This is a genomic window from Nitrosomonas sp. Nm166, from assembly GCF_900112825.1.
Lineage (GTDB): Bacteria > Pseudomonadota > Gammaproteobacteria > Burkholderiales > Nitrosomonadaceae > Nitrosomonas.
This window is the reverse complement of record NZ_FONE01000089.1, coordinates 1-3458: the sequence shown is the minus strand read 5'-3', so window position 1 is coordinate 3458 and position 3458 is coordinate 1. Positions and strand designations below refer to the sequence as shown.

Annotated in this window: 6 protein-coding genes and 1 pseudogene; 5 read left to right on the top strand and 2 right to left on the bottom strand. The window is 44.6% G+C overall.

All coding sequences use genetic code 11. The annotated features are described in order from the left end of the window. A partial coding sequence (locus BM021_RS14640) for a transposase (RefSeq protein ID WP_218147887.1) occupies positions 1-259 on the top strand: 259 nt, incomplete at its 5' end. 60 nt (positions 260-319) lie between these two features. Here BM021_RS14640 and BM021_RS14635 read toward each other — a convergent pair. After that, positions 320-541 (bottom strand): annotated as a pseudogene (locus BM021_RS14635) (transposase); the annotation flags it as partial. Positions 542-750: 209 nt separating this feature from the next. Here BM021_RS14635 and BM021_RS15375 point away from each other — a divergent pair. From BM021_RS15375 to BM021_RS14625, 3 genes are read left to right on the top strand one after another with little or no spacing between them, the layout of a single operon-like run. Further along, on the top strand, positions 751-1044 hold the full coding sequence (locus BM021_RS15375; protein WP_143074368.1) for a winged helix-turn-helix domain-containing protein: 294 nt from the start codon (positions 751-753) through the stop codon (positions 1042-1044). Beyond that, positions 1041-1478: an IS630 family transposase gene (locus BM021_RS14630; RefSeq protein WP_143074367.1), complete on the top strand. Its 438-nt coding sequence runs from the start codon at positions 1041-1043 to the stop codon at positions 1476-1478. Before BM021_RS15375 ends, BM021_RS14630 begins: the two co-directional genes overlap by 4 nt. A 42-nt stretch (positions 1479-1520) precedes the next feature. Then, on the top strand, positions 1521-1877 hold the full coding sequence (locus tag BM021_RS14625) for a transposase (RefSeq protein WP_177186397.1): 357 nt from the start codon (positions 1521-1523) through the stop codon (positions 1875-1877). Between the two features lie 838 nt (positions 1878-2715). Here the strand turns inward: BM021_RS14625 and BM021_RS16375 are convergent. After that, positions 2716-2850, bottom strand: a complete 135-nt coding sequence (locus BM021_RS16375; RefSeq protein WP_256207956.1) for a hypothetical protein — start codon at positions 2848-2850, stop codon at positions 2716-2718. A 65-nt stretch (positions 2851-2915) separates the two neighbouring features. Here BM021_RS16375 and BM021_RS14615 point away from each other — a divergent pair, with 65 nt between their 5' ends. Then, positions 2916-3167, top strand: a complete 252-nt coding sequence (locus tag BM021_RS14615; protein ID WP_090721717.1) for a hypothetical protein — start codon at positions 2916-2918, stop codon at positions 3165-3167. Positions 3168-3458: the final 291 nt, after the last annotated feature.

Below are 3458 nucleotides of genomic sequence, written 5' to 3'. Positions count from 1 at the left end.
GCTCGTCACCAGGGTGCGCAGGAACATGAAAAACAGGTTGTTGCCGCTATTTGACAAACTCTTGTTGCGTAAACGCTCGATCATTGAGCCTGTCAGCGATCAACTGAAAAACATCTCGCAAATCGAGCATTCTTGTCATCGTAGCCCATTTAACTTCTTTGTTAATCTGATAGCCGGGCTGGCAGCTTACACATTCCGCGAGAAGAAACCCTCCCTTAATATCAGATCCTCACAAGCTCTTCCAGTCGTACTGATGTGATCCTTATGTCGAACTCACGTTATCTACATGAGATGGCTTCCATAATTTCAGTTTATGCCTCTATACCATTTTCAGTTTCACTTGAGTATGGGTCAGGCACGCATTGAGGAGTCTGGATGGTAATTGAGCTTCCCATGCTCTTCTGTTAAAACGGTAACAAAATTCGTTCAGATACTCTTGTAAGTATTTTGACGTTACGCCGTGGTATGTTCCAAACAAGAATGCTTTAAGGTTACCAATGGCAACATGTACCCAAGGTAACCATTCTCCGGTTTTATGGGATGCCACCGATAAGCGTTATGCCGATCGGGTTAAGGCTGTTTATCTGTTAGGTAAAGGGTAGTCGGTCACAAAGATTGCACAAACCCTGTTGATTGACCGTGAAACTGTCCGCAATCACTTTAGGCGATATCGCAAAGGCGCGGTCTGGGCGCCTTGCAGAGAAATGACGATGGCGGCAGTGACGCTGCGCTTACAGAGGAACGCAGCGGTTGCTGGATCAGCATCTACGTGAGAATCTCTGTCTTACGGCCAAAGAAATCGCGCATTACGTCAAGCCGAGGTGGCAAATTGCTTATAGCGAAAGCGGCATGACACAATTATTACATCGATTGGGCTATGTTTACAAAAAGCCCAGGTTGATTCCAGGCAAAGCCAATGCTGAGCAGCAAAAGGATTTTGTTGAACACTATCAAACCCTGAAAGCAAAAAAGGCGCCGGATGATCCGATTTATTTCATGGACGCCACGCATCCGCAGCACAATCCAATCGCTGGATACGGATGATCAAACGTGGCCAGGACCATGAAATTCCCAGCAGCACAGGTCGGCAACGCATCAACATCAACGGTGCTATCGATTGCGCTGGACTATGTCCGGTCATTCGCTATGATGACACTATCAATGCACAATCTACGGTAGAGTTGTTACAACAGATCGAGCAACAACATCCCGCTGCTGCCCGTATTTACGTCATCTGCGATAATGCCCGTTATTATCGCTCACAGGTCGTCACTGAATACTTGTCAGATTCAAAAATCGAATTGATCTTCCTGCCGCCCTATGCGCCCAATCTGAATCTGATTGAGCGCTACTGGCGATTCTTCAAAAAAGAAATTCTGTATGGCAAGTACTATGAAACCTTTGCCTTGTTCAAGCGAGCCTGCGATGATTTTTTGCTGCTTCAGAGCGCTATAAGGAAGCACTACGTTCCTTGTTGACCGATAATTTTTAGATTATCGATTGCGCTTGAGTGCCGAAATTTGAAGTGCAATGAGTATATCCTGACTGGCGGTCAAGCTAGCGATACCGGGCAAGCTGAGAATTTGTTGGCTCTGACGGCAGAAGGCGCAGCCGCTCTGGTGGGTGATAAAGGTTATGATAGCGATGCTTTTATTCAAGCGCTCACTGAAAAAGGTATTGAGCCTGTTATTCCGCCTCGCAGCAATCGAATCAATGCAAGAGATTGTGATTGGTTCGTTTATAAAGAGCGTCGTTTGATTGAGTGTTTCTTCAATAAAATTAAGCATTACAGAAGAATATCCTCACGCTATGAAAAAATGGCTGGAAATTACATGGGGTTTATATGGTTTGTCTCAGCATTAATTTGGCTTCGCTAAAATGTCAACAGAACCTAAGCTATTTGCTTATTTCTATCTAAACATTTGAGACCTCTGCATAACTGGTTTTTGGGTAATTTAGTAGGCTCTAGACTAGCAGATACAATCTGTTAGTCTAGAGCCTTTAATATCCCCTAAGCCAGTCTAATAGTGCCAAAAGTGCAATTAGCGCTGCTATTACCATAATCATAGCCTTAAACAATTTAGTACCTTCTTGTTCTCTACGGTCTTTCATCTTTTATATCCTCTTGATGATTTTTGCGTCAGACGGCTCAGTACCGGTAGGAATAAAAACTCTTAATTCGTTCAGTACAATATCGCTAACTAGCATGAACTCTGCGTGTTTTAATACTGCGAGGGAAGGTAGAGGTAGGAATAGCGCAGTGAGTGAAAAATTCTACAGACGTCCGACTAAGCGCGTGGAAGCACTCTGCCTTATTCACATAATATTGCATACATAAATAATTTTATTATTTTCTTTATCGCAACCCTTTTCTGTGCGGTACTACACGTAAAGGCAATGAATGTTTTTTGGGTCAAGATTTAAACTTAGAATGGTTTGATATAATGGGTGAGCAGAACTGCTTTGTTGGGAGCCTGTAGTATGGCTACAGGAGAGTCTTTTAACTCCAAAACAGTCCCGCTCATAGAGAGGAAAGGGCCCATTGCGCCGAGGATGAGGGGGAAATTAACTGGCGCATTGGGATAAGCACCTCCAGCCATCCGACTAAGTGAGAGTGCACTTTGGCTGGCGCTGGTTGTCCTTACATTTAAGAGTATGAACAGTCTTAAATTTTCGTCCAACTTATCAGAATTTTCTGTACGGTTACGCTCATTCTTATAATCCCAATTCAAGCTCTTCGTTTTTAGGTGTGGCATCACAACGGCCAACGGCCTGACTCTTGCTGCTGGTGTACCCATCGCTGTCGGCGATCCTGCTGGCTACACTTGGGATGTCGATCGCACACAGCATGTGGTTTACCGGATAACGATAGCCACATCCACGAACTGTGGTTCAATGTTTAGAAAAGGGGGAGCATGGAAGAGAAACTTCTTACATTTCCCCATCTCCCTCATCAATTTGGTCTCGAGACTTCCCGTGGAAAATCTGACCGGCTCTCTCGTATCTTAGATACTGCTGGCGGTCCAGCTCATGTTAATGGAAATAAGCAAGCCGATTACATATCAATTTACGGAAGCAATGAGATGGGCGGTGAATTACTCTCGACTGTCGATTTTGAGGTTTTCCAAAAGACGCTGGCCACTGCAATTTCTAGCGCGGTCACTTGATGAAATCGAAGTATATCTCAAGTCGCAGCAGGGCGTAAAATCGGTACAGCTAGCAGATTATCTCTTAAAATCGAACCCACCGCAGCGCGATTCCGTCGTGGAATTTAGGATGCAGAGTAGTTCAACGATCAAGAAGATCGTTAATATCTTTGATCTGGTAATCAACAATTTCAATTCCACAAACTGCGTGACCAGTAATAACTCAGTGAGGTAAGCCCCCGGCTTTGCCGGGGGACTCGCAGTGGTTTGACCTATACGAAGGTCATTGAGAATCTTCTATCTCGACCAAGA

Bases quoted from the DNA above. Each gene is read 5' to 3' on its own strand.
- BM021_RS14630 (WP_143074367.1), top strand. From the start codon at position 1,041: ATGATCAAACGTGGCCAGGACCATGAAATTCCCAGCAGCACAGGTCGG.
- BM021_RS16375 (WP_256207956.1), bottom strand. From the start codon at position 2,850: ATGCTGTGTGCGATCGACATCCCAAGTGTAGCCAGCAGGATCGCCGAC.
- BM021_RS14615 (WP_090721717.1), top strand. From the start codon at position 2,916: ATGGAAGAGAAACTTCTTACATTTCCCCATCTCCCTCATCAATTTGGT.